This is a genomic window from Georgenia muralis (assembly GCF_003814705.1).
GTDB lineage: Bacteria > Actinomycetota > Actinomycetes > Actinomycetales > Actinomycetaceae > Georgenia > Georgenia muralis.
In genome coordinates this window covers 487,093-513,208 of sequence record NZ_RKRA01000001.1, presented here as the reverse complement: position 1 = coordinate 513,208, position 26,116 = coordinate 487,093, and the positions used below count along the sequence as shown (strand labels likewise).

25 protein-coding genes and 4 pseudogenes are annotated in these 26,116 nt (G+C 68.0%); 9 read left to right on the top strand and 20 right to left on the bottom strand.

The genetic code is table 11. From position 1 onward, the window contains the following. Positions 1 to 54 precede the first annotated feature (54 nt). From EDD32_RS02255 to EDD32_RS02240, 4 genes are all read right to left on the bottom strand, one after another. Positions 55 to 939: an IS3 family transposase gene (locus EDD32_RS02255; protein ID WP_211338698.1), complete on the bottom strand. Its 885-nt coding sequence runs from the start codon at positions 937 to 939 to the stop codon at positions 55 to 57. After that, complete coding sequence (locus EDD32_RS19025; RefSeq protein ID WP_123914217.1) at positions 936 to 1,226, bottom strand: transposase; 291 nt, start codon at positions 1,224 to 1,226, stop codon at positions 936 to 938. The genes EDD32_RS02255 and EDD32_RS19025 overlap by 4 nt, the downstream gene beginning before the upstream one ends. A 16-nt stretch (positions 1,227 to 1,242) precedes the next feature. Beyond that, entirely contained in the window at positions 1,243 to 1,536 is a 294-nt protein-coding gene (locus EDD32_RS02250) for a hypothetical protein (RefSeq protein WP_123914233.1), read from the bottom strand. A 602-nt stretch (positions 1,537 to 2,138) separates the two neighbouring features. After that, positions 2,139 to 2,564, bottom strand: a complete 426-nt coding sequence (locus tag EDD32_RS02240) for a DUF6788 family protein (protein ID WP_123913933.1) — start codon at positions 2,562 to 2,564, stop codon at positions 2,139 to 2,141. A gap of 187 nt (positions 2,565 to 2,751) precedes the next feature. On the opposite strand from EDD32_RS02240, the gene ychF reads away from it, so the two are divergent. The 5 genes from ychF (at position 2,752) to EDD32_RS02225 (ending at position 6,960) form a co-directional block, all read left to right on the top strand. Continuing rightward, positions 2,752 to 3,837, top strand: coding sequence for a redox-regulated ATPase YchF (gene ychF, locus EDD32_RS02235; protein WP_123914229.1), 1,086 nt, complete (start codon positions 2,752 to 2,754; stop codon positions 3,835 to 3,837). 220 nt (positions 3,838 to 4,057) lie between these two features. Continuing rightward, positions 4,058 to 4,783 carry a GIY-YIG nuclease family protein gene (locus EDD32_RS19975; protein WP_425459469.1) on the top strand — a complete coding sequence of 242 codons (726 nt, stop codon included), beginning with the start codon at positions 4,058 to 4,060 and terminating at the stop codon, positions 4,781 to 4,783. A 524-nt stretch (positions 4,784 to 5,307) separates the two neighbouring features. Next, the gene (locus tag EDD32_RS19325) at positions 5,308 to 5,721 is read left to right on the top strand and encodes an IS110 family transposase (RefSeq protein ID WP_246005936.1); all 414 of its coding nucleotides are present in this window, start codon (positions 5,308 to 5,310) and stop codon (positions 5,719 to 5,721) included. Continuing rightward, positions 5,673 to 6,203, top strand: a complete 531-nt coding sequence (locus EDD32_RS19320) for an IS110 family transposase (protein ID WP_246005935.1) — start codon at positions 5,673 to 5,675, stop codon at positions 6,201 to 6,203. Before EDD32_RS19325 ends, EDD32_RS19320 begins: the two co-directional genes overlap by 49 nt. A 214-nt stretch (positions 6,204 to 6,417) precedes the next feature. After that, positions 6,418 to 6,960 carry a hypothetical protein gene (locus EDD32_RS02225; protein ID WP_123914227.1) on the top strand — a complete coding sequence of 181 codons (543 nt, stop codon included), beginning with the start codon at positions 6,418 to 6,420 and terminating at the stop codon, positions 6,958 to 6,960. A 263-nt stretch (positions 6,961 to 7,223) separates the two neighbouring features. Here the strand turns inward: EDD32_RS02225 and EDD32_RS02220 are convergent, their stop codons facing one another. From EDD32_RS02220 to EDD32_RS02200, 5 genes and pseudogenes are all read right to left on the bottom strand, one after another. Further along, positions 7,224 to 10,724, bottom strand: a complete 3,501-nt coding sequence (locus tag EDD32_RS02220; RefSeq protein WP_211338701.1) for a DUF4020 domain-containing protein — start codon at positions 10,722 to 10,724, stop codon at positions 7,224 to 7,226. Positions 10,725 to 11,557: 833 nt separating this feature from the next. Then, positions 11,558 to 12,124, bottom strand: coding sequence for a hypothetical protein (locus EDD32_RS02215; RefSeq protein ID WP_123914223.1), 567 nt, complete (start codon positions 12,122 to 12,124; stop codon positions 11,558 to 11,560). Between the two features lie 203 nt (positions 12,125 to 12,327). Further along, positions 12,328 to 12,606, bottom strand: a pseudogene (locus EDD32_RS02210) (ATP-binding protein); the annotation flags it as partial. Between the two features lie 132 nt (positions 12,607 to 12,738). Continuing rightward, positions 12,739 to 13,728, bottom strand: coding sequence for a tyrosine-type recombinase/integrase (locus EDD32_RS02205; RefSeq protein ID WP_123914221.1), 990 nt, complete (start codon positions 13,726 to 13,728; stop codon positions 12,739 to 12,741). Beyond that, complete coding sequence (locus tag EDD32_RS02200) at positions 13,725 to 14,669, bottom strand: tyrosine-type recombinase/integrase (protein ID WP_123914219.1); 945 nt, start codon at positions 14,667 to 14,669, stop codon at positions 13,725 to 13,727. Before EDD32_RS02200 ends, EDD32_RS02205 begins: the two co-directional genes overlap by 4 nt. A 194-nt stretch (positions 14,670 to 14,863) precedes the next feature. On the opposite strand from EDD32_RS02200, the gene EDD32_RS02190 reads away from it, so the two are divergent. The 4 genes from EDD32_RS02190 (at position 14,864) to EDD32_RS19970 (ending at position 17,500) form a co-directional block, all read left to right on the top strand. Continuing rightward, on the top strand, positions 14,864 to 15,154 hold the full coding sequence (locus EDD32_RS02190) for a transposase (RefSeq protein ID WP_123914217.1): 291 nt from the start codon (positions 14,864 to 14,866) through the stop codon (positions 15,152 to 15,154). Further along, positions 15,151 to 15,852, top strand: coding sequence for an IS3 family transposase (locus EDD32_RS02185; RefSeq protein ID WP_170175167.1), 702 nt, complete (start codon positions 15,151 to 15,153; stop codon positions 15,850 to 15,852). The genes EDD32_RS02190 and EDD32_RS02185 overlap by 4 nt, the downstream gene beginning before the upstream one ends. 91 nt (positions 15,853 to 15,943) lie before the next feature. Further along, positions 15,944 to 17,275 (top strand): ISL3 family transposase, encoded by a 1,332-nt coding sequence (locus tag EDD32_RS02180; RefSeq protein ID WP_425459468.1) that lies wholly within the window; start codon positions 15,944 to 15,946, stop codon positions 17,273 to 17,275. Positions 17,276 to 17,281: 6 nt separating this feature from the next. Continuing rightward, entirely contained in the window at positions 17,282 to 17,500 is a 219-nt protein-coding gene (locus EDD32_RS19970; RefSeq protein WP_123920074.1) for an integrase core domain-containing protein, read from the top strand. Here the strand turns inward: EDD32_RS19970 and EDD32_RS02170 are convergent. The 11 genes and pseudogenes from EDD32_RS02170 to EDD32_RS19020 all read right to left on the bottom strand — a co-directional run bounded on the left by EDD32_RS02170 (position 17,481) and on the right by EDD32_RS19020 (position 25,802). Next, the gene (locus EDD32_RS02170) at positions 17,481 to 18,503 is read right to left on the bottom strand and encodes a tyrosine-type recombinase/integrase (protein WP_246005934.1); all 1,023 of its coding nucleotides are present in this window, start codon (positions 18,501 to 18,503) and stop codon (positions 17,481 to 17,483) included. The genes EDD32_RS19970 and EDD32_RS02170 overlap by 20 nt on opposite strands. Before the next feature lie 271 nt (positions 18,504 to 18,774). Further along, positions 18,775 to 19,296, bottom strand: a pseudogene (locus tag EDD32_RS02165) (ATP-binding protein); the annotation flags it as partial. Continuing rightward, a pseudogene (locus EDD32_RS02160) lies at positions 19,296 to 19,883 on the bottom strand (Mu transposase domain-containing protein); the annotation flags it as partial. The pseudogenes EDD32_RS02160 and EDD32_RS02165, both read right to left, overlap by 1 nt. Before the next feature lie 8 nt (positions 19,884 to 19,891). Continuing rightward, entirely contained in the window at positions 19,892 to 20,224 is a 333-nt protein-coding gene (locus EDD32_RS02155; protein WP_123914209.1) for a DNA-binding protein, read from the bottom strand. Continuing rightward, on the bottom strand, positions 20,224 to 22,137 hold the full coding sequence (locus EDD32_RS02150; RefSeq protein WP_123914207.1) for a tyrosine-type recombinase/integrase: 1,914 nt from the start codon (positions 22,135 to 22,137) through the stop codon (positions 20,224 to 20,226). The genes EDD32_RS02155 and EDD32_RS02150 overlap by 1 nt, the downstream gene beginning before the upstream one ends. Beyond that, positions 22,103 to 23,182, bottom strand: a complete 1,080-nt coding sequence (locus EDD32_RS02145; RefSeq protein WP_123914205.1) for a tyrosine-type recombinase/integrase — start codon at positions 23,180 to 23,182, stop codon at positions 22,103 to 22,105. The genes EDD32_RS02150 and EDD32_RS02145 overlap by 35 nt, the downstream gene beginning before the upstream one ends. An 80-nt stretch (positions 23,183 to 23,262) precedes the next feature. After that, the gene (locus EDD32_RS02140; RefSeq protein ID WP_246005933.1) at positions 23,263 to 23,937 is read right to left on the bottom strand and encodes a helix-turn-helix domain-containing protein; all 675 of its coding nucleotides are present in this window, start codon (positions 23,935 to 23,937) and stop codon (positions 23,263 to 23,265) included. A 124-nt stretch (positions 23,938 to 24,061) separates the two neighbouring features. Further along, positions 24,062 to 24,148 (bottom strand): annotated as a pseudogene (locus EDD32_RS19965) (helix-turn-helix domain-containing protein); the annotation flags it as partial. Positions 24,149 to 24,263: 115 nt separating this feature from the next. Further along, entirely contained in the window at positions 24,264 to 24,551 is a 288-nt protein-coding gene (locus EDD32_RS19960) for an HNH endonuclease (protein WP_425459493.1), read from the bottom strand. A gap of 79 nt (positions 24,552 to 24,630) precedes the next feature. Continuing rightward, positions 24,631 to 25,515 (bottom strand): IS3 family transposase, encoded by an 885-nt coding sequence (locus EDD32_RS02125; RefSeq protein ID WP_211338698.1) that lies wholly within the window; start codon positions 25,513 to 25,515, stop codon positions 24,631 to 24,633. Then, on the bottom strand, positions 25,512 to 25,802 hold the full coding sequence (locus EDD32_RS19020; protein WP_123914217.1) for a transposase: 291 nt from the start codon (positions 25,800 to 25,802) through the stop codon (positions 25,512 to 25,514). Before EDD32_RS19020 ends, EDD32_RS02125 begins: the two co-directional genes overlap by 4 nt. Positions 25,803 to 26,116 lie beyond the last annotated feature (314 nt).

Here is a 26,116-nt window from a genome sequence, read left to right as displayed (position 1 = left end):
GATGTGGTCGAAGCCGCGCCGGTGGAGTGTTCCCGAAAAAGTGGACTCGGGGAATTACGCCGCGAGTTCGTTGATGTGTCGTAATCCTAGTTCATACTCTGCTGGTGTCAAATACCCGAGGGTGGAGTGGCGTCGGGCGCGGTTGTAGTACTCCTCGATCCAGGTGAACGTGGCCTTCTTCAGGTCAGTGATGGCCGGCCAGGGGCGGGTGTGGATAAGTTCCTTCTTGTAGGTCGCGAAGAATGATTCCGCGACGGCATTGTCATAGCAGATACCGGTCCGGCCCAGCGAGCGGCGGACATGGTGACGCCGGCAGAATTTGTCGAAATCCTTGGACGTGTATTGCGTGCCGCGGTCGCTGTGAAAGATCACCCCCTTGGGTGGGCGGCGGTGAGCGATGGCCATCTCCAGGGCATCGGTGACCAGCTCGGTGCGCATGTGGTCCGCGAGGGCCCAGCCGATGACCATGCGCGAGTGCAAGTCGATGACGGTGGCCAGGTAGGCCCACCCGTCCCAGGTGCGCACGTAGGTGATGTCCCCGCACCAGCGGGTGTTCGGCTCGGCGGCGGTGAAATCCCGGCCGATCAGGTCCGGGGCGCCCACGGGGTTCTCGCCGGGCACCGTGGTGCGCTTCCAGGCCTTGGGATGGCGGCCCTTCAGGCCCGCGGCGCGCATCAGCCGCCAGACCCGCTTGTGGGAGACCTTGTGGCCGGCGGCCGCCAGGTGGGCGCGCAGGCGCCGCACCCCCGGCCGGCCGTTGAGGTGGTCGTAGTGGTGCTTGATCAACTCGATCAGCTCGGCGTCGGCGACCTCACGGGCTGAGGGGGCCTTGCCGCGCCACTTGTAGTACCCCGAGGTCGACACCCCGAGCTGGTCGCACATGAACGACACCGGGAACGCATTCGAGTCAGCCCAGTCCGCGATCGCAGCAAACTTCACCGCTGGTCTTTCGCGAACCAGGTCGCCACTTTTTTTGCGAACTCCGCCTCCATGCGCAGCCGCTTGTTCTCCTCGCGCAGGCGCTCGAGCTCGGCCCGCTCGTCCTCGTTCAACGGACGCTCGGGCTCTTTCCCCTCGTCCCGGGCCTTCTTCACCCATTTCCCCAATGTCATCTCATGGACGCCGATGCTCCGCGCCACCTCGGCGATCGCTCGGCCATCATTCAGGACCAAACTAACAGCGTTGGCCTTGTACTCCGGGGTAAAGCTGCGACGGGTTGATCCCACGGTCGACTCCCTTCGTTCAGGGAACTCGCGTTACGGACCCCACTGTCCACTTAACCGGGAACGGTCCACGGTGGTACTCGGCCTTGGCGTGGGTGGCGAAGGTGGCGGCGGGTTCGAAGGTGGAGATGTAGGTCGCGGAGTCGGGGTCCTGCACGGGCTCGCCGGTGGCCGGGTCGCGGCCGGACTGGGTGAAGAAGCAGCCGATCTTGACCTCCCGCGTCCCGGCTCTGCCGCCATCCTTGCCGGGCCGGCCGGTGGTCTCGCTGGGCAGCATGGGGGCGCCGGTGCCGTCCAGCACGATGTAGCACACGTCCGGGCCCTCACCCGGTGCGGGCGCGGGCGTGGCGGTGGCTCTGGCCGCGGTGGTGTGCTCGGCGCCGATCAGGACCCGGGCCCGTCGTCCCTGGGCCCGGGTGGTCCGGGCCAGGGTCGAGGTCGAGGCCAGGTCCAGGCCCCGTCACGGTGGCGATGAACTGTCTGGACTTCTCGTACGGCATCTCGGCCCCGGCCAGCGCGCAAGCCCGGGACAGGCCCGGTGACAGGCTCGTGCCGGCCACGTCCAGGACGAGGTCCAGGGGGGCGAACCCCTCCCGGCAGGTGGCGCAGTGGTAGTAGCCACGGCTGAGCTGCAGGGCGCCGAGCAGGGTCCGGACCGTCCGGGCGCGCCGCGGGTGACCAACCGCGCGCCGTGCCCCTGGCCCGGGCACGGCGCCTGGGTCGGGGTGTCCTGGCCGGCCCAGTCGATGACCCCGGCGAGCGCGGCCAGCCCGATCCGTGCCCCGGCCTGCTGGGCGGCGCGCTCGATCGCCTCCAGCACGCCCTGCTCCCCGCCGTGCAGCAGGCCGGCCGCGCCATGGACCAGCCGGCGGGCCTCGGCCGCGGCGAGCTCGCCGACCCGCTCGGCCAGGACGCTCAGCTCTTCGGGGTCGCAGAGCCCCCTTTTTTCCCGTCCGTCCCGGAAGGGGCGACGCGGCGCGAGCGAGGCCCCGGGGGCCCGACCCGGGCCCGGCACAACGCCTCGTTGATCTCCACGTAGTCCTCCACCAGCGCCGCGAACTCGGCGTAGTGGTCCAGCTCGGCGCGGACCTGGTCGATCTGGTCGACCGGGACGTACTGCCCGCGCGAACCCTCGCCCTTGACCGTACGGGTCCACAACCCGCGCGGCCCGTGGCCCTGCTCGCCCGGGCGGGCGCACCGGCACGTCGCCCGCCCGCACCTGCGGTAACCGACCTGCAACGACCCGCGCCGGAACGCCGGCACCGCGGCGATCCGGTCCAGAACCAACGAGCGCAGCTCGGCGAGCTCCCGCTCGCTCTTCCTCGAGTAGTCCTTGCCCATCACTACCCCCTGATGCTGATTATGTGACCCACAATCAGCATATGGAGCCACCAGCACAAACACCCTCAACGACACGGCCACGACTCACACCCCCGACATCGCCGACAACGAGATGGTGTGGCGCCCGGGTTGGACGGGGCGGCAGCGGGGCACGACGCCGTCGGCGCGCAACGTAGACTCGGCCCACGTGGCACTCACCATCGGAATCGCCGGCCTGCCCAACGTCGGCAAGTCGACCCTGTTCAACGCCCTGACCCGGGCGACCGTGCTCGCGGCCAACTACCCGTTCGCGACGATCGAGCCGAACGTCGGCGTGGTCCCGCTGCCGGACCCGCGACTGGACGAGCTCGCCGAGATCTTCAAGTCCGAGCGGACGGTGCCCGCCACGGTCTCGTTCGTCGACATCGCCGGCATCGTCAAGGGTGCGTCCGAGGGGGAGGGGCTGGGCAACCAGTTCCTCGCCAACATTCGCGAGGCCGACGCGATCTGCCAGGTCACTAGGGCGTTCCAGGACTCCGACGTCGTCCACGTCGAGGGCCGGGTCGACCCCAAGGACGACATCGAGACCATCTCCACCGAGCTGATCCTCGCGGACATGCAGACGCTGGAGAAGGCGATTCCCCGGCTCGAGAAGGAGGTTCGGGGAAAGAAGACCGACGCCCAGGTCCTCGAGACGGCCAAGGGGGCCGTGGCGCTGCTGGAGCAGGGCACGCTGCTGTCCGCGGGGGCCGGCGCGGCGGGGCTGGACCCGGAGATCCTTGCGACGTTCCAGCTCATGACGTCCAAGCCGTTCATCTACGTCTTCAACACCGACGACGCCGGCCTGGCCGACGAGGCCATGCAGGCCGAGCTGCGCGAGCTCGTGGCGCCGGCCGACGCGATCTTCCTCGACGCCAAGTTCGAGTCCGAGCTCGTCGAGCTCGAGCCGGACGAGGCTGCCGAGATGCTCGCCGAGACCGGTCAGAGCGAGCCGGGGCTGGACCAGCTCGCGCGCGTCGGCTTCCACACCCTCGGGCTACAGACGTACCTCACGGCAGGCCCCAAGGAGTCCCGCGCGTGGACCATCCACAAGGGCTGGACCGCACCGCAGGCCGCTGGGGTCATCCACACCGACTTCGAGCGCGGCTTCATCAAGGCCGAGATCGTCTCCTACGACGACCTGGTCAAGTACCGGTCGATGGCCGAGGCGAAGGCGCACGGGCGCGTGCGCATCGAGGGCAAGGACTACGTCATGACCGACGGCGACGTGGTGGATTTCCGCTTCAACGTGTGAATCGGAGCATTTGCGCAGGTCAGAGCGCTGCTGGATGCTCCCAGTCCGCACACAGTCCGCAAGAGTATTCGCCTTGTGGCTCGAGGGGGGAGCTCTGGAGGCAAGATTTGTGGAGCCGGCGCCTTCGGCTGGTACGTCTGGGAGCGGACGCTGGCGGGCCGCGTGACGCATCCCTTCGACGTGCTGACCGCGGCCGCAGCCGCTGAGTCGCGTCGATGCCATGCGCAGCGGAAGACGTCCCACAGGTGCGAACACGCACCAGTCGCGGCAAGTCCGGATGCTCGTCGCGTTCAGGTGGTGCGGGCCTGCCGGGGGGGGGCGGAGGGGATCCCGCTCTTGGAGGTGCCCGCGGGGTAAGACTGAGAGCATGACGCATGACGACGAACTGTTCGCAGTGCTCCGGGCGTTAGCTGGCACTCGGCACCGATATGCGGACGCGGTCCGACTCGTGCCGGCGGCGCCTGGCATCTATGCGTTTTACGGCGATGACGAGGCGTGGGACCAACTTGGGGTAAGTCGCGCCTTCGCCGAGCAGCCTCTCTATGTCGGCAAGGCAGAAAGCAGTCTGATAGGTCGCGACGTGAGCACTCACTTTGCCGCTGGGAGGACCGGCTCATCTACGGTCAGACGTAGTCTCGCTGCTCTGCTTGTTGACGAGCTCGCCCTTGTGGCGATCCCGCGCAACATCACCAAGCCCGATGGTAGCTCCCACTTCGGCCTGGATGGTCCGAGCGAGGATCGGCTGAGCAGTTGGATGGCGCAGCAACTCTCTTTGGCCACCTGGAGCAAGTCCGAGGGCGCGCACCTACGTGAGATTGAACGTGGGGTCATCTCGCGACTCCGACCTCCACTGAACCTCACTCACGTCGGCGAGCCGAGAGACCGACTTCGGGACGCTCGGCAACGCATGGCAGATTCCGCGAGAGCTTGGACGGGGAGTCGTTAGGACTTTCGATCGGCGGCTACTTGTTCCATTGACCTAGGACTGGTGCCTGGCGAGGCTCGGTCCAGGCCCCCGGGCTGACGCTCTCACGGCGGCTGCCCACGATTCGTCGTGTGGTTCTCACATGGCCTGCGCTGCCCGGGTGCCGCCAGGGCAGGGAGAGGCTCAAGAGGGGTTTGCTCGGCTCGAAGTAGCGGTGCCCTTCCTCGCTCGACACACCCACATCGGTTTGAGCAGCGGAGGACGGTCATGGTGGTGCGGTCAGAGCGCGTGGTCATCGGGATGGACCCGCATAAGAGGTCGGTGACGATCGAGGTGATGGCCGGGGACGAAGCCGTGCTGGGCGGGGGCCGGTTCGCCACCGACACCGCCGGGTACCAGGCGCTGCTGGAGTACGTGTCGCAGTGGCCGCACCACGTCTGGGCGATCGAGGGGTGCAACGGCATTGGCCGCCACGTCGCTCTGCGGCTGCTGGCCGACGGTCAAGAGGTCTCGACGTCCCACCGAAGTTGTCGGCGCGGGCGCGGGTGTTCGCGACCGGGCAGGGCCGCAAGACCGACGCCACCGACGCCCATTCCGTTGCGCTGGTCGGCACCCGGATGGCCGGCCTGCGCCCGGTGGTCGGCGACGAGCAGCTCGCGGTGCTGCGGACCTTGGTCGACCGGCGCCGCTCCCTCGGTGAGGAGCACACCCGCATGGTCGCCCGGCTGCACCACCTGCTCCTCGAACTCCTCCCGGGCGGTGCGAAGCGGTTCCTGTCCGCGGCCCAGGCCAAGGTGATCCTCGCCAAGGTGCGTCCGCGTGACGCCGCGGGGAAGGTCCGCCGGCGGGTCGCCGCCGAGCTCGTCGCCGACCTGAGCGGATCAACCGGCGCAAGAAGGCCGCGGACAAGGTGCTCATCGAGCTCGCGCGGGCCACCGGCACCAGCCTGCTGGACCTGACCGGCATCGGCCCCTCTGGTGCGGCGCGGATGCTGGTCGAGGTCGGGCACATCACCCGGTTCCCCGACCGGGCCCATTTCGCGTCCTGGACCGGGACCGCGCCGATCGACGCGTCCTCCGGCGACCACGTGCGTCACCGGCTCTCTCGCGGCGGGAACCGTCAGATCAACCGGGTCCTGCACATCATGGCCACCGTCCAGCTGCGCAATCCCGGCATCGGTCGGGACTACTACGACCGCAAGAAGGCCGACGGGAAGACGTCGACGGAGGCGATGCGCTGCCTGAAACGACGCTTGTCCGACATCGTGTACCGGACGATGCTGGACGACCTCGCGGCGTTGAGGGCGGGCCCGGGAGGACACCGGGGAACGTCACTTCAATCCAGCGCGGCCGGCTCACATCCCCACACCGGCACTTCGGATCAGTCACGTCCCGGACCCGTCACAACCGAGCCTACGACCGCCCTCCCCGCCGTGTCTTGACACAGAGGGAAGCCATGAGCGGACGTGGCGGAGCGCCCGGGCGGGACATGAGCGTGTGCGCGTGTCTCCGCGTGTTCACGCGCAGTCAGATGCGTGGGCACCCAACGAGGGAAACGCCATCAGTGGGTAGAAGGTTAGTTCTCGACCTGAGATACCACCGCCCGCTAGTGTCGCAGTCTCTCGCTGGTGGATGGATGGAAGGTTGGTGCCGCCGATGACGACCCTCAACGAGATTCGCCGCTTCATCATTGATTCTGACGATCGCCAGACGCAGCCCGATGTGTGGCACAGTCTCGGTGCTGGCCCGTACTTCACAGACGCTCCCGACATCGATGAAGACACCTTTCGTCAGCACTCCGATCTGCTCGTTTACACGCCTGACGTGGACCTCACCATTCAGTGGGGAATGGACGATCGCAGTCACACGGGCCGGGTAAAGCAACTCGAGGACATCTGGGACTCGGCTACCTTCCCCGACATGAGTATCGGTATCGTCCTTGTTGACATTTTCTGGCGAGGTGCTCTGGTCGACCGCGAACGTGTGGTTGGCGTCGACGGCTTCCGCGCGTGGCTACCGCTTGGCACACGCACGATGGTGAACGCCGAGGACTGGCGAGCCGACCGGCAGAACGTCGCGCCGATGTGGGAGTACAGCGCCACGCAATGGCAAACGAGTCTCGCGCGTCTCATCGACTCCGGCAGCAACGATGATTTCGACCGATACTTCCGTGAGGCTGGATTGATCGTCCGGGGATAGCGCGCCCTCACATGTGGCGTCGTCGCGCGTTATGGACGCTCGATCTGAGGATTGATCTCCGGAAGTGCTTCCTCTAAGACTCGTGCAGGCGCGTTCCGTACGCGGGGGCCGTCGCCATCGTTCCCAACCCGGCAGGACCGGGAGCCGGCGCGCCGACGGCCGCGCCGCGCGCACGATCCGCGCGGCAATGAGCGGACGGTCCGCGTTTGTCAGCAGCGCATGGCATCCGCACCAATGCGGAGGTCCCCGGACATTGCAGTCTGCTACCAGTCGGGGGCGGCCGAGCAGCCGAGGCGCAATGCCTGTTCGATCACGGGCGAGACCACCTCTCTAGAGCCACCGTCGTGCAAGGCGGGAACTATGTCGGCCAGATGGTGGCAGATCATCCACGGTTCGTCAGCTGGCGTCCCTTGAAGCAGATGGGCCAGGTACCGAGCCCACAGCGACGCGTCTGGACGGAGGTCCAAATGTGTCAGTGCGCCAAGAATGCGGTCGTCGCGTTCAAGACCGGCTGGCGCCTGCTCGACCAAGCCGATGGTTTCGGCGCGTACCGAGGGCAAACCGAGGACCCACCCTGCGATGGCCGAGGCTTCGTCGTGGGTGAAGGGTCGCGGGATGGATTCGACGCGGCCGCGCCAGTAGCGCTCGATCCACCGCTCCCACTGGGCATGGGCCTCGCTGGCCTCGATGCCCCGCAATTGGCGCCCCACGGACCGCGTCCAGGCGAGCCGAACCATTCGCGACGCCTTGGTGGTCAGCTGGGGTAACCATGGGGTGGGCGGATCGTCGGACCGTACAGCGATAGCGGCCATCTGCCGTCCCAGAATCTCCATGGCGCGCTCGTCGTTGACATCCGATTCGTGCTCGAGGGTGGTGAGGAAGGAGTCGAGGAGGCCAGCGCGCAAGAGGGAGTCGTCGTACTGACCGTGCATCAGGAACGTTCGCCACATGGCCGCGACTTGCTTCTTGTCGTCAGAGGCCCACGACAGGAGCGGGAGGAGTCGGGCGCGCGCCCATTCGGGGGCTGCGCCGTGGTAGAAGCGGAGACTGGCGATAAGGACGCAGCGTGCCAGGAGGCCATTGCGTCCGGGCTGGTCGATCATGCGGTCGAGTTCGGTCTCGATGAGGGGCATCAAGCCGGCCCACCTGTCACCTTGGCGGCTCCACTCCGCGGCCGTAACTTTGGTCCAGAACTGGGCGAGGTCGCCCGCTGGATGATTGATGGCCTCGAGGTACGTGTCGCTGTCGCTAACCACGTTCCCGGTCACCTCGTCTTGGGGCCACAGCCTACGAGCAAGGTCGCGGGCGCTTGCGAGGTCGTGCCATCGGGTCGGGTGGTCGGCCTGGCCACCGTTGGCCAGGAGGGTTGCCGCTTGGCTTCTGATCGATCCGAGGTCCCACGTGCCGATAAGAGAGATCACCTGGTCGGGTAGGCCTTGGTCGGCGTCCGCGAGCTGTGCGGCGCTCCAGCCACGGATCAGGGCGCCACGGAGCTCGTCATCATCGATTAGGAGGTGCCCGGCGACGCGGATACCGTCAAGCGGGTGTCGCGCCACACAACCTCGCATTGCCGCGAGGGCGCCGGTCCACGTGGGGCCGGTCAGTCGTAACTCGTCGGCCGTGGCGAACTCGCGGAGTCGTGCCAGGGCGGCGGCGGGGTCGTCCGTGATGGAGCTATGGAGTTCGTCGGGGGAGAACGGTTCGGCGTCTTCGACGAACCCGGAAGTCATATACATGTTGAGGTCGGGGTGCTCGCGGGTTTGGTAGTCGGAATGGGCCCTCTGGACGGCATTGAACGCCGCGGTGATGCGTGGGTCGGTCGGCAAGGTCTGGTGCAACCAGGCAAGAAGGTTGTAGCGGCGGTACGGGGAGTCGGTGGCCCCCGCCTCGGGTGAGGGCCCTAGGTCGGCGGTTGTGAGCAACTGTTCGCGGGTGCCTGGCTCGGTGGATGGCAGGGCGTCCTGGAGCAGCAGGTACACCTCGTGCTGGAGGTCGAGGTCGTACACCAAGTCTTGGTCGAGTACCCATCTGACCTTGGCGTCGGCCGTGGCGTCGGTCCGAAGTCGCCAGCCGTGCACAGCAAGTCGTCGGAGCACCGCCTCAGGGCCGGACGTGAGGAGGTCGATCTGCCGGGCGGCGTGCTGAGGCTCGGCGTGCAAGAGGTGCTCGAGGCTGTCGCGGACCGCGTCGATCAGCATGTCGTGTGGGTCGCGGAACTCGTCTTGAGGGTGCGGTTCGATGGCGGAGCGTCCGAACCCGATGGGATCAAATCCCGGCTGCAGAAGATTCGCGAGCCGGTACGTCGCTCGGATCTGGCGAACCCCGAGGTCAAGCAGGTCCGATGCGTGGTCGGTCAGCATCGGGGTGAACACGTTCTTCCATGCCTCGGTGAGCCAGTACTCCTCACCCGTGAGGGTGACCTCAAACCGAGGGGCGCCGTCGGTCGAGTCGAGGTCGAGACCGGCTCGGGGGATCGGGTTGGTGCGGTGTGCCAGCAGCGTGAACGCTAGGGCTGGGCGCGCCCGCCATCTGTCCTCGGCCAGCATCATGTCGAGGAGGTGGTGTCGACCTTCAGGTGCACGGTGGAGAGCAATGACAAGCCAGGGCACTTGCCAGTCCTCGATCGGTTCCTTCTGGGCGAAGAGCCGGTGCACCAGCGCTTCCCAGGTCTGGACCGTCCATGGACGGTCGCGCACCAGTCGCAGGGCGGCCGGCGAGTGCTCTGCGACGCACGCGAAGTTGTCGATGAACCACCGGGTCAGGGTCCGGGACAGGGCCTCAGCGACGGAGTCACCGGTCGGGGGTGGGGTGAAGAGCAGGGTGAACTCGGGACGGGTTGCCGCCCACTGGAGCCAGGCGGCGGTCGTGGCGCTTTCAGTGAAGAAGCGTACGTGGTCTGGGTGGGCGAGGGCTCGTTCGAGGTAAGAGATCTCCTCGGGAATGCTGGGTGGCTCCTGCTCGACCAGTGCGGCAATGCGACGACGGTGATCGAGTCGGCCCCAGGCTGTGAGTTCTGCCCAACGCTCGAGGGCGTCGGCGAGTGCGACGTGTGACTTCTCGACCACGGGGTAACTAATCGCCGTGAGTCCCAGCCGGGCCCAGGCGCCGCTGCCAGCGTCGTCGGTCAGAACGTAGCGGCGTCCTTCTCGTCCAAGAGAGCGGGCCAGGTACTGCATAACGACGTCACCGTGGCTGTAACCGATGAACAGGACGGTGTAAACGGAAAACATGCGCTCCAGGAAGCGTGCGGCCCACGCCTCGCGTAGGTAGGCGTGGCCGAAGTCAGCGTCGGTGACCACCAGGTGACGAGGATGCTGTCCAAGTGAGCCGTGCAGGTGGATGACGCCGGTGAAGTCATCTCCTATCGGCAGGGCAGGGGCACGGAAAACCTCCACGTCCGAGTGGTCGATTCTGCCGGCGATCTCGAGATGCTGGTCATAGTTGGTGGTCACGACGCGCAGCGGCGGGTGGACGGCGGCCAGCGACATGATGGCGTGGTGAAGTCGGTTGGGCGCGCTTCCCGGTGGGTCGATGGCCTTGGCGACGAGCGCGTGGACGTTGACCCCCATGTCGGCGAGGTCGCCAAGGAACACGTCCGGCCGTTTCAGCTGCAGCTCGGTTGGAACCGAGCTCACCTGTGTGCCGATGTCGGTGACCAGCTGCTTGAAGTCGGGCAGGGAGGAGGGCGCGTCGCGGGATGCGCCGGCGCCTACGAAGATCACCAGTCGTCCGTCGCGGGCGGCCCCGACGAGCTCGTCGGGCACCTCGACTTGTCGGATCCACATGTGCAGGACCGTACTGCGGCTACCTGACAATCGTCGGGGAGCGACGACTCGAAGACTGTGCTTGGGCCCTAGCGAACTCGGGCGATGCAGTCCCAGCGGCGTGAAGGGGCACGCCATGCCGTACTGGCAGCGGCAGATGCGGATGCCGCAGCGCCGCTATCTGCGGCAGCTAATCGGCACGACCGCGGCGGGCTGCGGAGCCGCGCCGCTCGCTGCTAGCCTTGCCCCGTCCCTCCGGCTCTGTGGACCTTAGAATGCGGGTGAGCCGGGTGCATGAAGCACACCGCCGTTGTGTCGTTCGTCGATGAGCGAGGCGCCACTCCAACCGGTCATCTTCGTTGGAGGCGCCATGTGCACCAAGGTCCCTTACGCAAACCGCTGGCTCGCGCGACGAGCCCTGCTCTACCTTCGATTGTCAGGTCGTGCAGTCAGGTCCATCCATCCGTGCTTTTCTGACCACCCCGGCGCATGGCACGTTACCAGCAAGAAGACCCACGATTGGTAAGCCCGCTCTGCCTTGCCGGCGCGCCGCCTCCATCTCGGATTAGGACCTCTCCGCGGGATAGGCGCGCACCATACGCGGCATGGGTGGACGATCCCCCATACCCTCTCCCTCGTCCTCGCCCAAGGTCCGATGGCTCCGGATGACCGGACCCAGCAGCACGGAGAGGGTGGCAGTCCGTTCGAGCCGGGCCGAGTCCGGGGGACGCGCCGGTTCGCCGGCGCGTCCCTAAGCCGCGCCGATCGGCACGACCGCGCGGACGGCGGCATGTCGGGACGTGCTCGCCGTATAGCAGTGGAGCACTACGCCTCTATTGGCTAGACCACGGCCACCGACGAGTCCGGCGGTGGCTTGGGGTATCCGCCGTTCGGGTGATGACTCCGAAAGGCAAAGAATTGCGCACGGATGTAAAGGTTTCGATGAATCGACGCAGTTCAGCGTCGTACTCCTCGGGATCGAACACGAAGGGCCCGCCGGTGATGGCGGTGTTGTCGTGTTCCTCGTACTGGAGGCCGTCGTCCCATCGGAAGTCTCGCCACACAACCGTCGTGGCGGTCCGCTCGATCACCGCCGAAATGGCGCCGCATCCAATATCACCGCACTGGGCGCACACATAAATGGCGGCACGTCCGTCAGGCAACTCAGACGGGCGATCGCCCAGGAGTACGAGCGCATCGGGCGTCATGCCGACAGGCCAACTGTGAACGAGGACAGAAACGTTCTCGCCGACTGGTCCGAGCCCTGCTGTGTCGAGGGATGCCTCGTCGACCGTAAGCTTCAAGAGGGAACGAAGCAGGTGTCCGTCGACTGACGGCTCCCAGTAGTACGCCGCGCCGTTGAGTGCGCTCCCCGGGACCAGCGCGAAGCGGTTCAGCATGTTGCACATCGTCCCACGGGGGCGAAGCGAGAGGGGCGGTGCGCGTGGTGCGACGCGCTCGGACGGCGGCAGATCCGTACACCCAGCCATGCCATGCGATCGGGCCGGAGCTACGTGGCGAAGCGCTTGCGGACCTCCTGTCGGCAACGCTCGAATGTGAGGCCGATCCGACGGTCGAAATCGAGGCCACCGGTTCGTGCTGGTTAGTTTGCCGTGTCTTGGGTTCTGATGCTGGGCAGGGTGTCGATGCCGCGGTTGCGTAGTCGGTAGCTGGCGCCCTTGAGGGTCAGGACGTCGGCGTGGTGTACGACGCGGTCGATCATCGCGGCGGCGACGGCTTGGTCGCCGAAGACACCGCCCCAGCCGCTGAAGGGCAGGTTCGATGTCAGGATCAGCGAGGCGTGCTCGTAGCGGCTGGAGACGAGCTGGAAGAACAGGTTCGCGGCGTCTTGCTCGAAGGGTAGGTAGCCGACCTCGTCAACCTATGCGGACATCGGCATAAGTCGACCTATGCCGATACGGCGATTATGTCGAGGGCCCTGATCGTTCGGTGCGGGCGGCGGTGAGGTCGCGCGGGGTTCGCGCGCCTGCCGACGCTGGCCGCCTCGGCATAGTTACAGGCTCTCGAGGAAGGCGAGGACCTTGTCTGTGGGGCGGTAGCGTCCTGGCTTCGCGGAGGCGGGTGTGGTGAGGGCGAGTGCTTTCTCCTTGATCGTGATGTCGGCGTGGATGTAGGCGTCAGTAGAGCGGACGCCGGCGTGGCCGAGCCAGAGAGCGATCACCGAGGTGTCGACGCCGGCTTGTAGGAGCGACATCGCGCAGCTGTGGCGGAGGACGTGGGGGTGGACTCGCTTGCCCAGCAGCGTGGGGCAGTCCCGGGCTGCGGTGGCGGCGTGGGTGCTGACCCGAAGCGCGACGGCGTCGCGGCTGAGGCGCCGCCCGGTGCGGGTAGGGAATAGTGGGTCGTGGGGAAGTCCGGCTCGCTCGGCCATCCAGGCTCGAAGCAGTGCCGTGACTGGGGCGGTGAGCGGGACTGCGCGTTGCTTGCGGCCTTTGCCTTCGCAGCGGATGTTCGCGCCGGTGCCGAGGGTGACGTCGCGGCAGTTCAACCCGGTGAGCTCGGATACCCGAAGGCCAGTCTGGACGGCCAGCATCAGCAGGGCCCGGTCTCGTCGTCCTTCCCACCGGGACTGGTCCGGGGCTGCGACGAGGGCGTCGACCTCGAGCGGGGTCAGGAAGGTGATGACCCGTTTGTCGAACCGTTTCGGTGGGATGGCCAGGACGCGCTGGATGAGGAGAGCGTGCTCGGGGTGGCGCAGGGCGGCGTAGGAGAACAGTGACCGGATCGCGGTCAGCCGGACGTTGCGGGTGCGGATGCTGTTGCGACGCTCGTTTTCCAGGTGATTGAGGAACGCGGAGATCGTCGCGGCGTCCAGGTCGTCCCAGTCGAGCTGGGCGGGCATCTTGCCGGTCTTGGTGTGTACGAATCCGAGCAGCAGCCGCAGGGTGTCTCGGTACGCCGCGATGGTGCGGGGGCTGGCCTGTCGCTGCTGGGTGAGGCGGTCGGAGAAGAACGCCTGCAGGGTTGGCGCGATCAGGGTCATGGCTGGGCTCCTGGTCGAGCCGCCGACCAGGCGGTGTGCTGACGACCGGCGGCCAGGGCGAGCAGTTCGGGCGCGGCGGAGAGATACCAGTAGGTGGAGGACGGCTCGCGATGCCCGAGGTAGGTCGACAGCGAGGGAATCTTCGCCTGCACGTCCTCACCAGCTTGGTACCAGCCGAGCAGGGTGCGGACCGCGAAGGTGTGGCGCAGGTCGTGAAGCCTCGGTGCGGCGGGGGCGGCGGCTCCGACGCCGGCGGTGTCGACCAACTGCCGGAAGGTCTGCGACACGACGGCGTAGCACAGCCGGTGACGAGTCAGAGACACGAAGAAGCTGCCGTCCTCCGGGCGGGGTTGGACGTCGTCACGCAACGCGGCGTACTCGGCCAGGGACCGCATGCTGGTCTCGTGCAGGGGAACGAGGCGGGTCTTGCCGAACTTGGACTCGCGGATCAACAACACGCCGTGAGTCCAGTCGACATCACTGCGGTCGAGCTTGATCGCCTCGCCTATCCGCAGGCCACTTGCTACGAGCAGCCCGATGAGGGTGTCGTAGGTCGCGGCCCGTAGCGGCGAGGCGATCGAGGATCGGGCCCGGACCATCACCGCATCGATGTCGGCCGCCGAGTAGATGAACGGTTGCCGCCACCGCTGCCGATACGGCACCAACCCGAGCGGCGGAATCTCGGTGTCGGCGTGAATGCCGGCCAGGTAGCGGGCGAAGCCGCGGACGGCCGTCATCCGCCGTGGCGCAACGGTGCTCTGAGAGTCGGTGCTGGCCTCGTGGATCCAGGCCAGTGCCGCGCCGATGGTCACCGTCGGTGATCCGTGGGCGTCGAGGTAGGCCACGAAGCTGGGCAGCAGCCACCCCGCCTCGGCCAGCTCGTGGCCCAGTGAACGCCGCAGCCGCAGGTACTCGGCCAGGTCCTGCTCCAGGGCACTCATCGCGCCGCTCCCGGCCAGGGCTGGGCAACGTGGCGCAGCGTGTCCAGGTCGACTTTGGCGTAGAGGGCAGTGGTGGCCAGGTCCTGATGGCGCAGGACCTGGCTGATCGCGACCAGACCGGCGCCGTGGACCGTTCCCGGTTAAGTGGACAGTGGGGTCCGTAACGCGAGTTCCCTGAACGAAGGGAGTCGACCGTGGGATCAACCCGTCGCAGCTTTACCCCGGAGTACAAGGCCAACGCTGTTAGTTTGGTCCTGAATGATGGCCGAGCGATCGCCGAGGTGGCGCGGAGCATCGGCGTCCATGAGATGACATTGGGGAAATGGGTGAAGAAGGCCCGGGACGAGGGGAAAGAGCCCGAGCGTCCGTTGAACGAGGACGAGCGGGCCGAGCTCGAGCGCCTGCGCGAGGAGAACAAGCGGCTGCGCATGGAGGCGGAGTTCGCAAAAAAAGTGGCGACCTGGTTCGCGAAAGACCAGCGGTGAAGTTTGCTGCGATCGCGGACTGGGCTGACTCGAATGCGTTCCCGGTGTCGTTCATGTGCGACCAGCTCGGGGTGTCGACCTCGGGGTACTACAAGTGGCGCGGCAAGGCCCCCTCGGCCCGTGAGGTCGCCGACGCCGAGCTGATCGAGTTGATCAAGCACCACTACGACCACCTCAACGGCCGGCCGGGGGTGCGGCGCCTGCGCGCCCACCTGGCGGCCGCCGGCCACAAGGTCTCCCACAAGCGGGTCTGGCGGCTGATGCGCGCCGCGGGCCTGAAGGGCCGCCATCCCAAGGCCTGGAAGCGCACCACGGTGCCCGGCGAGAACCCCGTGGGCGCCCCGGACCTGATCGGCCGGGATTTCACCGCCGCCGAGCCGAACACCCGCTGGTGCGGGGACATCACCTACGTGCGCACCTGGGACGGGTGGGCCTACCTGGCCACCGTCATCGACTTGCACTCGCGCATGGTCATCGGCTGGGCCCTCGCGGACCACATGCGCACCGAGCTGGTCACCGATGCCCTGGAGATGGCCATCGCTCACCGCCGCCCACCCAAGGGGGTGATCTTTCACAGCGACCGCGGCACGCAATACACGTCCAAGGATTTCGACAAATTCTGCCGGCGTCACCATGTCCGCCGCTCGCTGGGCCGGACCGGTATCTGGGCTCTTCGGAGAATCGGTGGGGTGGGGTGACACGCCGACTGGGACGAGTTCCATCTGAATAGGGGTCGAGGTCCTCACGATCAGGAGCGACCAAGCAACCTGTTCGAAGAGGACCTCGACGGTGGATCACCCTACGTCGTGCTGCCTTCGCGGCGGCACCTACTGCTCGCGTACTGACACCCTGTTCGGCATCGCGGGCGTGCATGTGACAGACGTCCGACGTACCGAGACCGGTCTGGTGCTGACAGTCGAGACACCGCCGCGGGTCGAGGGGTGCCGACGGTGCGGTGTGGTCGCGGTCGGGCACGGCCGGCGGGTCCGGGTCCTGCACGACGTCCCCTCCCACGCCGCGCCCGTGACGGTGGTGTGGCGGCGGCGGACCTGGGTGTGCCCGGACCCGGGCTGCCCGGCCGGCTCGTTCTCGGAGGACGTCGCCGACCTCGTCATCGGTGGGGCCAAGTTGACCGCCCGGGCGGTGCGGTGGGCGATCGGACAGCTGCGCCGCGAGCACGCCTCCATCGCCGGCCTGGCCCGCCAGCTCGGCGTCGACTGGCACACCCTGTGGGACACCGTCCGCCCCGAGCTCGACGCGATGGCGAAGGACGAGTCCCGCTTCGCCGGCGTCAACGCCTTGGGAGTGGACGAGCACGTGTGGCACCACACCCCGCACCGGATCAAGGACAAGGGCCCCAAAGAGATGACCGGGATGGTCGACCTGACCCGCGACGCCACGGGCCGCACCCGGGCGAAGCTGCTCGACCTGGTGCCAGGCCGGTCGGGGAAGGTCTACGAGAAGTGGCTCCAGGACCGCGGGCCTACCTTCACCGCCGGGGTCAAGGTCGCGACCCTGGACCCCTTCCGCGGGTACCAGAACGCCATCGACGCCGAGCTCGAGGACGCCGCCGCGGTGCTGGACGCCTTCCACGTCACCAAGCTCGGTGTCGACGTCGTGGACGAGGTCCGCCGCCGCGTCCAGCAGCACACCACCGGCCACCGCGGCCGCCGGGACGACCCGCTGTACAAGGTCCGCAACGTCCTGCGCGCCGGCGCGGACCGGCTCACCAGCCGGCAGTGGGACCGCCTCGAACGGGACCTACCCGCTGGCGACCCCGACGGTGAGGTCCTCCTGGCCTGGCAGTGCTACCAGCGCCTCCGCTCGGTCTACCACCTTCCCGACCTCGCGGAGGCGAGGAAGGTCGCCGAGCACATCGTCGCCACCTTCCACACCTGCCCGGTCCCCGAGGTCGCCCGCCTGGGCCGGACCCTGCGCCGGTGGAAGACCCAGTTCCTCGGCTACTTCACCACCAACCGCGCCAGCAACGGCGGCACCGAGGCCCTGAACGGGATCATCGAGCTCCACCGCCGCATCGCCCGCGGCTTCCGCAACAAGGACAACTACCGACTCAGGATGCTCCTCGTCGGAGGCGGCCTCACCCCACCGATTCTCCGATGAGCCGGTATCTGCTATGACAATGCCGTCGCGGAATCATTCTTCGCGACCTACAAGAAGGAACTTATCCACACCCGCCCCTGGCCGGCCATCACTGACCTGAAGAAGGCCACGTTCACCTGGATCGAGGAGTACTACAACCGCGCCCGACGCCACTCCACCCTCGGGTATTTGACACCAGCAGAGTATGAACTAGGATTACGACACATCAACGAACTCGCGGCGTAATTCCCCGAGTCCACTTTTTCGGGAACACTCCACCGTGACGAAGCAGATCGCCAGCCAGGGCGTGCCGGAGCCGGTGTGGTCCGACCACCGGCTGCCCGGCTCGTTTGCAGGCCCGCTCGACCACATCACCGACGAGGTCGGCGCGGATCGGTCCGCGGGGAGCACGACAGGTCAAGAAGACGTGACGGGCCCCGGCAGGGTTGCGGCCGGCCGAGAGGTAGTCGGCGAACGCTTCGCCGACGTCCGCCAGCAGCGGTAGCCGGTCCTGCCTGCGGCCCTTGCCACGGACCAGGAGCTCACCGGCTCGCCACTCCACGTCCCGCAGTTCCAGCCGGGCGACCTCGATGGACCGCAGCCCCAGCCGCGCGACCACGGTCATCATCGCGAAGTCGCGCAGGCCTACCGAGGTGTTGCGGTCACAGCTGTCGAGTAGCAGCTGGACGTCCGCGGCGCTGACCGTGGGCGGCAGCGTGGCCAACCGCCACCCACCCACCCCAGGCACGGCCGACCCAAGCCCTAGCGGCGTGATCTCCTGCAAGTACAAGAACCTCAAGACCGAGCGGAGCTCGGCGACCCGCCCCTTCGCCGCCCCGGACGAGACCCGAGCGCACTCACGCAGGAGGAACGCGTTAACGTCCTCGCCGGTCAGGGCCGAGGGTGCAAACACCCCATCTCCGGTTGCCTGCTCCTGCAGGAAGCGGCGTGCGGTGTTCTCATAACGCAGCACCGTTGTCGGGGCCAAGCCTCGTTCCTGAACCATCCAGGACCGGTAGCACCTCAGCAGTTCACCCAACGCCGTCGGTGACGGCTGCGCCGCCGGGGCGACCCCGACCTCGCGGAGATAGCCCAACAGTGGCGCCAACGCGCGCGTCCCGGGAACTCTGCGCCGGCCGGCCGCTCCCAGGGAAGCGCGAAACGCCTCCATCCGCTCCTCGTTGAGCTGACCGGCGACCTGACCCTCCCCGGAGAGCCACCGACCGACCCGACCGAGATCCTTGAGCATGTTCCGGATCGTCCCGGGCGTGTACCCCCGCTGCGCCAACCAAGACCGATAGCCCTCGACGTGTGGGCCGAGTTGCCCGGGCTTCCGCCGCGTTCCTGACATTGCACTCGCCTCCTTCACGGGAGCGCGGTGCTCCCACGAACGAGGCTGCTCTCAGCCCGGAACTATGCCGAGGCGAGCAAGGGCCGGCAGGGCGCAGGAACCGCCGTGTCATCACGGTCGCCGGTACCGCTCGGTCACGACCCTCGCCATAGTCGCGACATCGGCATAGGTCGACGATGATCAGGCCGTAGCGCCGCAGCCGGGTGAGCTCGTGGGGTAGCCGGCCCGCCCGGTGGGCGTCGGTGAGTCGGGTGATCCACTCGGTCGCGGTCGCGAACAGCACCCGGTGGCCGTGGTGGGCGGCCGCGATGCCCAGGCCGGTGGCCAGGTGGGTCTTGCCGGTGCCGGGCGGGCCGAGGAGGACGACGTTGCGTGCTTCGGTGAGGAACCCGCCCGACGCCAGAGCGGCGATCTGCTGACGGACGGTGGGTTGGGCGTCCCAGTCGAACTCCTCGAGCGTCTTTCGGGAACCGAACCCGGCGGCCCGGATCCGCAGCTGGGCGCCGGAGGCGTTGCGGGCGGCGACCTCGCGGTCGAGGACCGCGGCGAGGTACTCCTCGTGCGTCCAGCCGGCGTCACGGGCGTGGTCGGCGAGCCGGCCGGCTGCCTCGGTGATCCGGGGCGCCTTCAACGCTGCTGCCAGGTAGGTCAGCTGCTTCAGCGCCTCGGCCGCGTCCGTCTTGCCGGCCATCAGGCCACCTCCTCGCCGTCGGTGAGGCCATCGGGGAGGCCGGCGCCGGTCAGGCCGAAGGCGCGGTCGTAGTCGGCCAGATCCCGCACCAGCCCGTCGTCGGGATCAACTACGGGCCGGGGCCGCTGGAACTGCTCACGCAGCACCTTCGCTGCTGCCACGTGGGCGGGGTCGGTGATGGTCATCCCACGTGCCCAGACCCGGTCGTGGGCGGCGACCAGGCGCCCGGCGTGGCGGACCTCGACCCGGGTCAGGTCCGCGGTCACGTCGACGAATCGGCCGATCACCGCCGGGTCTACCGAGTAGTCCGTTGAGTCGACACGGACGTAGTAGTCCCGTCCCAGCCGGACCCGGTTGACCCACCCGAGCGCCGGCGCGACCGGTGGCAGCGGGAGCATCGCGGCCCGGTCCGCGTCGAACCGGTCGACCGGCCTGGCCTTGATGGTGCGCACGACCCTGGCGTTCGCGACCTGCAACCAGTCGGTGAACTGGCTGTTGAAGTCGGCCGGCGAGGCAAAGGTCCGCCCGGGCATGAACGAGGTCTCGAAGAACCCGTTGCGCCGCTCCACGATGCCCTTGGACTCCGGTTAACCGGCTAATCCCTGCTTCTCCGGGGTGTGGTGGAGGTAGCTGGTGAGGTCCGTCGAAGCTTGCGGAGCTCTTCTTCGTGGCGGCGGACCTTGGTGGCGAGTTCCTCGAGCGCGGTGCGTAGATGGTTCAGGTCGGTGCTGATGCCGGTAAGGCCGGGGGCATGCCTGCCGCGGGATCGGTGGTCCTCGATGATCGCGCGGAGATCGGGGCGGCGGTAGAGCGTGGCGCGGCCGATGCCGGTATGGGCTGCGACGGCGTCGAAGGTGACGCGGCGGCCGTCGGCGAGCAGGGCAGCGCAGGCGTCCTCGACGTCCTGGGGCCGGTGGTCGGTGGTCATCAAGCTCCGGTCCGTTCGATGTGGGCGTCGAGCCGGTCGATGAGGCGGCGGTGTCGTTCGATCTCGCTTTCCCAGCCGCGGGCCTCCGCATCGCTGGCCAGGGCTTGGACGTCGGCGCGTTGGGCGGTGAGCACGGGCAGGAAGGTGATGTCGGTGCGGAAGCTGGGGCAGTGCTCGCAGATGTTGGCGTAGGCGCAAGGGCCCTGGGCCGGAGCGCGGACGCAGAACCCGCCGCCCAGGCGTGCCTTGATACCCGGCCCTGTCCGCCAGTCCTGGTCCGCTACGGGCAGGCCGCTGCGGCTGCCGGGCGGTTCGCAGGGCAGGGCGCCCAGGTGGTCCTTGGCGGCGGTGAGGGCGCGTTCGTACTCGGCCTTGACGGTGGAGTCGAACAGGCGGCCGTAGCGCAGGCTCATTTCTGCCGAGACGTGCCCGAGCAGGGCCATGAGACTTTGCAGCGACACCCCGGCGTTGACCAGCGTGGTGGCGTAGGTGTGCCGGAGCTGGTGCGGGGTGGTGTGCGGCAGGCCGGCCTGGCTGCAGACCCGGGTCAGGACGTCACGGAGCTGGTAGGCGGAGACCCGCTGGCCGTGATGGGTCAGCAGGAAGTCGGTGGGCCGGCCGGTGCGCGGGTGCGGCAGCGGGCGTCCGGGCGAGCGGGTGGCGACGATGCGGTCGACCAGGGCGAGGGTCTCCTCGTCCAGGGGGACCATCCGTTCGGTGGCGAGCTTGCCGAGCGGGACCTTCAGCCAGGCGCCCTCGCCGGGGATCTCGTGGACGCAGTCCAGCTCGAGGTCGACGAGCTCACCGATGCGCAGGCCGGTGGCCCGCTGGAGCAGCAGGGCGTCGGCGGCCAACCTGTCCGGGCAGGCCTCCAGCGCGGCGGCGAGGCGCCGGTCGGTGTCTGGTGGCAGATAGCGCGGCAGGGAGCGGGGCAGCTTGGGCAGGTCGGAGCGGAAGACCAGCCGCTGGGCCGGGGCGTCGGGCCAGCCCCATTCGGCGATGTCGTTGAGCATGCAGTGGATCGCCAGCACCCGGCCGCGGCGCTCGGAGGCCGACAGCGGGCCGCCGCCGCGGGAGCTGCGCCCGGTGGCGGTCATGGTCAGGTAGGTCTCGATGTGTCGGCGCCGGTCCAGGTCGGCCAGGGTGGTCAGGCCTGGTTCCACCCGGGCCAGGTGGGCGGCGAAGTGGTTGAGCCGGCTCGCGGTGCCGGTCACCGTCGAGCGCGTGTGCGTGGCCAGCAGCCGGTCGAGGTAGGCCACGAAGACCGGCCGCAGGACCTCGGTGGCGTCGCGCATCCGCTCGGGGAAGCTTTGCCGCAGCAGCGTGGCGGCGTTGAGCGGCGGGGTGGCCAGGACGCCGAGATGGAAGAGGACCTGCCGGGTGGTGCGAACGGCCCGGACGTAGTGCCTGAGCCCGGTGTGCTCGGCGTCCTGGCGCTGCCGGCACGCGTCGAGCAGGTCGTCGAGGTCGTCCTCGGTGAGTTGATCGAGCGGCTGTCCGGTCTGGATGAGCAGGCGGCCGACGACCTGGGAGCCGACGGCGCTGCGGGTCCGTTCGGTGAACCCCAGCTCGGCCGCGGCGGCGAGGAAGCGTTCGAGGTCCGCGGCCATCGGCCCGTGCGGCGCCTCCCGCCAAAAGCTCGTGAGCTTGCGCCGCAGCAGGTAGTCATAGCCCGGCCGCAGGTGGCCGCCGAGCAGCAGGAACATCAGGAACGAGCCCGCCGCGGTGGGCAGGGCGAGGCGGGTGGTCAGCGGCTCGGCCGCCCAGTCCTGTGGGTCGGGCCAGCGGCGCAAGAAGGCGTGTGCCGCCCACTGCTGGTTGCGGCCGTGCAGGCCCGTGCGGGCGGCGTGCTCGGTGAAGGCCGCCAGCAGGTCGACGTCATGTGCGGGCGCGCAGGCGCGAACGGGCAGCATCGAACTCCTCACGCAGATACGAGGGGGCCAGGTGGATGTAGGCGGCGGAGGAATCGACGTGGTCGTGGCCCATGAGCGCCTGGATGACCGACAGATCCACACCGGCCTCGGCCAGCGCGGTGCCGAAGGAGTGCCGCAGCGCGTGGGGGTGTCCCGCCGGCACCCCGGCCCTGGCCCGGTGGTAGCGGAAGATGGTGCGCAGCCCCGCCACGCTCAGCCGCTGGCCGCGGTTGGGCCCCTTCGCGACGACGAACAGCGCGGGGGCGTCGGTCTCCGGACGCTCGACGAGCAGATAGATCTGGATGGCGCCGGCGACGTCGTGGTCGATCGGCACCCGCCGTTCCTTGTCGCCCTTGCCAATCACCCGCACCCACCGCCGCGCAATATCGACGTCCCTGACGTCCAGGCCCAGCACCTCGGCCGAACGCAACCCGGAGAGCAGCATCAACCCCGCGATCGCGCGGTCGCGCCAGGTGCGGAAGCTGGCCAGCAGCTCGGTGGACTCCCGGGCCGTCAACCCGCGGGGCAGCCGGCGCGGTTCCCGGACCCGCAGCGGTGAGCGGGAACGCGGCTTGGCCACGTGCGCGAGCAGCCCGGTCCGCGGCGCCCGGGACACCGACCGAGCGTGTCGTCCCGACGGCGCCGGGTTGCGCGCGCCCGGATCGCGCATCTGCCGGAAGGTGAACATCGCCGAGATCGCGGCGAGGCGACGGTTGATGGTCGTCGGCGCGTAGCCGATGTTGCGGCCATCCCGGATGGAGAAGACGTTACCGCCGGGCCGGCCGGGCAACACCGCCTCCCGGCACGCGGTCAGGAACCGCAACAGCACGTCGGTGTCGACCTCATCGAGCGCCACGCCCTCGCCATGAAGCCACCGCGCGAACGCGAGAAGATCGAAGGCGTAGGCGCGCCGGGTCCGCGGCGAGTAGTTCCGGTCGGCCAGATACCCCAAGAACTCGTTGACCAGGCCGAATCCGCCCGCGGCGGGACCGGCCAGTTGCCACTCGCCGTCGGTGCACTGCACCACCAGAGCGTCGTTGCTCATGAGACGTAGGTATCCCAGCCGGATCACCGGCGGTCAAACACCCCGGGAGATCCGGCGTTTCTACCGAGCTCCTACCTCAATTAGCCGGTTAAGAGAGGGTCGTACGGCTTGAGCCGCACCAGCGTGGTGGCCAGGGCGCCGGTGAACGCGCCGACGCCCTCAGCGTGCCGTTTCCCGCGACCGATGCCGGACTCGTTGTCCCAGATCAGCCGCCGCGGCACACGGCCGAGCATCTGCAGCAGCTCCCACATCCCCAACAGCAGGTCCTGGGTGTGCCGGGTCGGGATCATCCGCCCGACCATGAACCGCGAATGCGTCGCGGTGATCACCATGACCGGCAGCAGCATGTCGCTGCCGTCCTCCAGCGGGATCTTCTTCGGCGGGAACCACAGGTCGCACTGCGCCGCGTCACCGGGCAGCCAGGTCAACCGGTCCGAGGGGTCGACCGGTACATGCTCGGGCCGCAGCCGACGCACGTGCTCACGGAACCAGCTGATCGATCCGGTCCAGCCAACCCGCTCGGCGATCACCGTGGCCGGCATGTCCGGCGTCGCCGCCAGGAGCTGGCGCACCAACGGCTCAAACGGCGCGAACGCCGTCACCACCGCCGCCCGCTCGTACTTCGGCGGCCGGTCCGAAGCCAGCGCCCGCGCCACCGTCGACCGTCCCACCCCAAGATCCTTCGCGACCTGACGCTGCGGAACACCGTCCGCGACCAGCCGCCGGATCAAAGCCCAATCCTCCACCGAGATCACCCACCCAATCTGTCGGGGTGGCCTCGTTTTCGACCGTCGCTATGGCCTCGTTTTTAACCGTCGCCGACACCTCCGCCGCCTGTTCGGGTGAGAGCCGCCAACGGGTGTACGGGACGCTCTGCCAACCCTGCTCACGGAGCCACTTTCGGATCGTCCGCTGGCTGACCCCCAGCTCACGCGCGAGGTCTGCCGGCGTCACGGTTGCATCCATAGCCTCCACCGTAGGCCGCGCTGCCCGAGGCATAAGCGCATGCTGCATGCGCGCCCCATGCGGCGGTGACTTCGGAGTCACTGCAGCGATTTCTATGCGCGCCAACCCCTTGCGATCACTGCCCTGCATCGGGTGCTGTGGCGCGGATGGCTCGCATCCATGCCTTCTCGTCCTCGCCGAGCAGAGGCCTGCCCGCGCCGATCCACGCAGGCTCGAACAGGTCCGCTAGGCCCTTCCAGTCTGGGTCTGCTGGCTCCCGCAGAGCCCAGCCGAGCTCGTCCAGGCGGAGGTCTCCCTTCCGACGGTTGCAGCCCCAGCACGCCGTCACGAGGTTCCCCTCGGCTAAGGGGTCGCCTCCGAGGGCGATCGGCTCGACGTGATCAAGCGTCGCCGATCTGGTGATGAACGCAGGATGAGTAGCGTCTGCCTTCCAATTCGGGTGATAGGGAATGGAGTGTTCCCGAAAAAGTGGACTCGGGGAATTACGCCGCGAGTTCGTTGATGTGTCGTAATCCTAGTTCATACTCTGCTGGTGTCAAATACCCGAGGGTGGAGTGGCGTCGGGCGCGGTTGTAGTACTCCTCGATCCAGGTGAACGTGGCCTTCTTCAGGTCAGTGATGGCCGGCCAGGGGCGGGTGTGGATAAGTTCCTTCTTGTAGGTCGCGAAGAATGATTCCGCGACGGCATTGTCATAGCAGATACCGGTCCGGCCCAGCGAGCGGCGGACATGGTGACGCCGGCAGAATTTGTCGAAATCCTTGGACGTGTATTGCGTGCCGCGGTCGCTGTGAAAGATCACCCCCTTGGGTGGGCGGCGGTGAGCGATGGCCATCTCCAGGGCATCGGTGACCAGCTCGGTGCGCATGTGGTCCGCGAGGGCCCAGCCGATGACCATGCGCGAGTGCAAGTCGATGACGGTGGCCAGGTAGGCCCACCCGTCCCAGGTGCGCACGTAGGTGATGTCCCCGCACCAGCGGGTGTTCGGCTCGGCGGCGGTGAAATCCCGGCCGATCAGGTCCGGGGCGCCCACGGGGTTCTCGCCGGGCACCGTGGTGCGCTTCCAGGCCTTGGGATGGCGGCCCTTCAGGCCCGCGGCGCGCATCAGCCGCCAGACCCGCTTGTGGGAGACCTTGTGGCCGGCGGCCGCCAGGTGGGCGCGCAGGCGCCGCACCCCCGGCCGGCCGTTGAGGTGGTCGTAGTGGTGCTTGATCAACTCGATCAGCTCGGCGTCGGCGACCTCACGGGCCGAGGGGGCCTTGCCGCGCCACTTGTAGTACCCCGAGGTCGACACCCCGAGCTGGTCGCACATGAACGACACCGGGAACGCATTCGAGTCAGCCCAGTCCGCGATCGCAGCAAACTTCACCGCTGGTCTTTCGCGAACCAGGTCGCCACTTTTTTTGCGAACTCCGCCTCCATGCGCAGCCGCTTGTTCTCCTCGCGCAGGCGCTCGAGCTCGGCCCGCTCGTCCTCGTTCAACGGACGCTCGGGCTCTTTCCCCTCGTCCCGGGCCTTCTTCACCCATTTCCCCAATGTCATCTCATGGACGCCGATGCTCCGCGCCACCTCGGCGATCGCTCGGCCATCATTCAGGACCAAACTAACAGCGTTGGCCTTGTACTCCGGGGTAAAGCTGCGACGGGTTGATCCCACGGTCGACTCCCTTCGTTCAGGGAACTCGCGTTACGGACCCCACTGTCCACTTAACCGGGAACGGTCCAGAAACACGTCCGAGAACAACCTGGCGACGAGCCGCATTACCGGTGTGAGGATGACTTTCTCACCGCAGTACCTGCACTGATACTTGTCTCGCGCGTAGATCCCCGCGATTACCAGTAGGCTGGGCCATCGCTCGGCGACTTTGGCTTGCGGTTGAAAGCGGATGTCCTCGAGGGTTGCCCGTGCGGCCGCCATGTCACTGCCCGCCACTCGCTCGAGCGCACGTTGAAGGACCGCGGGGTAGGGGT